This window comes from Pseudomonas sp. NDM, from assembly GCF_003105095.1.
Classification (GTDB): Bacteria; Pseudomonadota; Gammaproteobacteria; order Pseudomonadales; family Pseudomonadaceae; genus Aquipseudomonas; species Aquipseudomonas moraviensis_A.
In genome coordinates, this window is record NZ_QETJ01000276.1 from 1 (window position 1) to 3,251 (window position 3,251).

Consider the following 3,251-nt stretch of genomic DNA (forward strand, 5'->3'; position numbering starts at 1 on the left):
ATCTTTTCAGGAGCACTGACAGGCCAGATCAAAAGATCGCAGCCTTCGGCAGCTCCTACAGGAATAAAGATCATGTTCAGGCCACCTGCGGAACAAGTTGCTGCGCGAGCAGGTGCTTGAGCAGCGCGCGGTAGGCCAGCACGCCACGGCTCTTGCCGTCGAATTGCGAAGGCGTGACACCGGCGCGACTCGCATCGCGCAGGCGGGTATCGACCGGGATGTAGCCGTGCCAGATATCGTCGGGGAATTTGTCGCGCAGCACGCGCAGGGTGCCCATCGACGCCTGCGTGCGGCGGTCGAACAGGGTCGGCACGATACTGAACGGCAGTGGCTGTTTGCGCGAACGATTGATCATCGCCAGGGTGTTGACCATGCGCTCCAGACCTTTCACGGCCAAGTGCTCGGTCTGCACCGGAATCACCAGTTGCTGGCTCGCCGCGAGGGCGTTGACCATCAGCACGCCAAGCAACGGCGGGCTGTCGATGATCGCGTAATCGAAGTCCTGCCACAGCTGCGCCAGACTCTTGGCGATCACCAGACCCAGGCCACTCTGCCCCGGCGACTGCCGCTCAAGGGTGGCCAGCGCAGTGCTCGACGGCAGCAGGGAAATGCGTTCGTCGCTGGTCGACAGCAGCAACTGCCCCGGGAGGCCTTGCGGCACGCTGCCCTTGTGCAGAAACAGGTCGTAGTTGCTGTGTTCCAGGCTGTCGGGGTCGTAACCGAAATAGCTGGTCATCGAGCCGTGCGGGTCGAGATCGACCACAACCACGCGCTTGCCCGCCTCGGCCAGCAACCCGGCTAAAGCGATGGAGGATGTGGTTTTACCGACACCACCCTTTTGATTGGCGACTGCCCAGACTCTCATTCAGTTCGTTCCTCCCGGCCAGGTTGATTGACCGAGACATGCTTCAGCGTGTTAATGCGGGCGACGGAGAATTGACGGCACTCTCGCGTCCCGGCGTCTTGACCGGGGTCGGTGCAGTTTGTGTGCCAGCGCGCTTCAACGCTGCGTCCGGTTGCGCATTGGCGGTTCCGGTACCGGTGAGGCTGCGGCGTACATCAAGGTTGCGCGACACCACCAGCACCACGCGACGGTTCTTCGCCCGGCCTTCGACCGTGGCGTTGTTGGCCACTGGCTGGAATTCGCCGTAGCCCACCGACGCCAGACGCCCAGGGTTGACACCCTGCATGGCGAGCATGCGCACGATGCTCGCCGAGCGTGCCGAGGACAGCTCCCAGTTGGTCGGGTACTGCGCGGTGCGGATCGGTTGATCGTCGGTAAAGCCTTCAACGTGGATCGGGTTGTCGAACGGTTTCAGGATCGCCGCGACCTTGTCGATGATGTTGAAGGCGATGTCGCTCGGCATCGCGTCGCCGCTGCCGAACAACAGGCTGGAGTTGAGTTCGATCTCGACCCACAACTCGTTGCCGCGCACGGTCATCTGGTTGGAGCTGATCAAGTCACCGAACGCGGCGCTGATGTCATCGGCGATGCTTTTCAGCGGATCGCTGGCCCCGGCTATACCGGCGTCAACCTGCTCGGCATCCTTGACCAGCGGCTTGGCCGGGGTCACGGTCTTCGGCCGCTCGTCGCCGATCGGAATCGGTTTGAGCGAGCGATCGGAATCGGTGAACACGCCGATCAGCGCTTCTGAGATGACTTTATACTTGCCTTCGTTGATCGACGAGATCGAGTACATCACCACGAAAAACGCGAACAGCAAAGTGATGAAATCCGCGTATGACACGAGCCAGCGCTCGTGGTTAACGTGTTCTTCCTGATGCCTGCGACGAGCCATGATCCATATCCCCCATCAATCCATGAAGCCCTGAAGCTTCAGCTCGATAGAGCGCGGGTTTTCACCTTCGGCGATCGACAGAATTCCTTCCAGCAACATTTCGCGATAACGCGACTGCCGCAACGCGATGGACTTGAGCTTGGCCGCGACCGGCAAGAGGATCAGGTTGGCACTGGCCACGCCGTAGATCGTCGCGACGAAAGCCACCGCGATGCCATTACCCAGTTGCGACGGATCGGCGAGGTTGCCCATCACATGGATGAGGCCCATCACCGCACCGATGATGCCGATGGTCGGCGCGTAGCCGCCCATGCTTTCGAAGACCTTGGCCGCTTCGATATCACGGGATTCCTGGGTGTAGAAATCCACTTCGAGAATGCTTCGGATCGCTTCCGGCTCGGCGCCATCGACCAGCAGTTGCAGGCCCTTGCGCGAGTAGCTGTCGGGTTCGGCGTCGGCCACGCCTTCGAGACCGAGCAAGCCTTCCTTGCGCGCCGTCAGGCTCCAATTGACCACGCGGTCGATGCCGCCGGCCAGGTCGACACGCGGCGGAAAGAAGATCCAGGCGAGAATCTGCATCGCGCGCTTGAACGCGCTCATCGGCGATTGCAGCAGCGCGGCGCCGACCGTGCCGCCCAGCACGATCAGCGCCGCCGGGCCGTTGGCCAGCGCGCCAAGGTGACCGCCTTCAAGGTAGTTGCCGCCGATGATGGCGACGAACGCCATGATGAGGCCGATAAGGCTGAGAACATCCATCAGATACACGCCTCGACGATGTGCTTGCCGATATCGTCCAGACCGTACACGGCGTCAGCCAGATCGGCTTTGACGATGGCCATCGGCATGCCGTAGATCACGCAGCTTGCCTCATCTTGCGCCCACACCGAGCTGCCGCCCTGCTTGAGCAGACGTGCGCCTTCGCGACCGTCGGCGCCCATGCCGGTGAGGACCACTGCCAGAACTTTGTCGCCGTAGGATTTCGCCGCCGAACCGAAGGTAATGTCCACGCACGGCTTGTAGTTCAGACGCTCGTCACCCGGCAGAATCTTCACCGCGCCACGGCCGTCGATCATCATTTGCTTGCCACCCGGCGCCAGCAGCGCCAGGCCCGGACGCAGAATGTCGCCATCCTCGGCTTCCTTGACGCTGATGCGGCAGAGCTTGTCGAGACGTTCGGCAAAGGCCTTGGTGAACGCTGCCGGCATGTGCTGGATCAGCACGATCGGCGCCGGGAAATTCGCCGGCAATTGCGTCAGCACGCGTTGCAGCGCAACCGGGCCGCCCGTCGAGGTGCCGATGGCAACCAGTTTGTAGGCCTTGCGTTTCGGGGCCGACGACGAAGCGCTGGCAGCGGATGCACGAGCAGGCGCTGGCGCCGGACGCGCCGGCACAGGGCTGCTGTGGCTGCTGTAGCTCGACGCTGCCGGGGCAGGCGTCGGCGCTGGCGCAGCG

The 3,251-nt window shown here is 62.6% G+C and carries 4 protein-coding genes; all 4 read right to left on the reverse strand.

What is annotated here, in order from left to right; genetic code table 11:
- Positions 1–76 precede the first annotated feature (76 nt).
- A complete protein-coding gene (locus tag DCO47_RS26290) occupies positions 77–865 on the reverse strand; it encodes a ParA family protein (RefSeq protein WP_024012121.1) in 789 nt (262 codons plus the stop codon).
- A 43-nt stretch (positions 866–908) separates the two neighbouring features.
- On the reverse strand, positions 909–1,802 hold the full coding sequence (motD, locus tag DCO47_RS26295; protein WP_371919904.1) for a flagellar motor protein MotD: 894 nt from the start codon (positions 1,800–1,802) through the stop codon (positions 909–911).
- A 12-nt stretch (positions 1,803–1,814) separates the two neighbouring features.
- On the reverse strand, positions 1,815–2,555 hold the full coding sequence (locus tag DCO47_RS26300; RefSeq protein WP_039763601.1) for a flagellar motor protein: 741 nt from the start codon (positions 2,553–2,555) through the stop codon (positions 1,815–1,817).
- A partial coding sequence (gene cheB, locus DCO47_RS26305; protein WP_116659249.1) for a chemotaxis-specific protein-glutamate methyltransferase CheB occupies positions 2,555–3,251 on the reverse strand: 697 nt, incomplete at its 5' end. The genes cheB and DCO47_RS26300, both read right to left, overlap by 1 nt.

What these genes read in the sequence shown, in the direction of transcription:
- DCO47_RS26290 (WP_024012121.1), bottom strand. Translation starts at nt 865, where the DNA reads ATGAGAGTCTGGGCAGTCGCCAATCAAAAGGGTGGTGTCGGTAAAACC.
- DCO47_RS26300 (WP_039763601.1), bottom strand. Translation starts at nt 2,555, where the DNA reads ATGGATGTTCTCAGCCTTATCGGCCTCATCATGGCGTTCGTCGCCATC.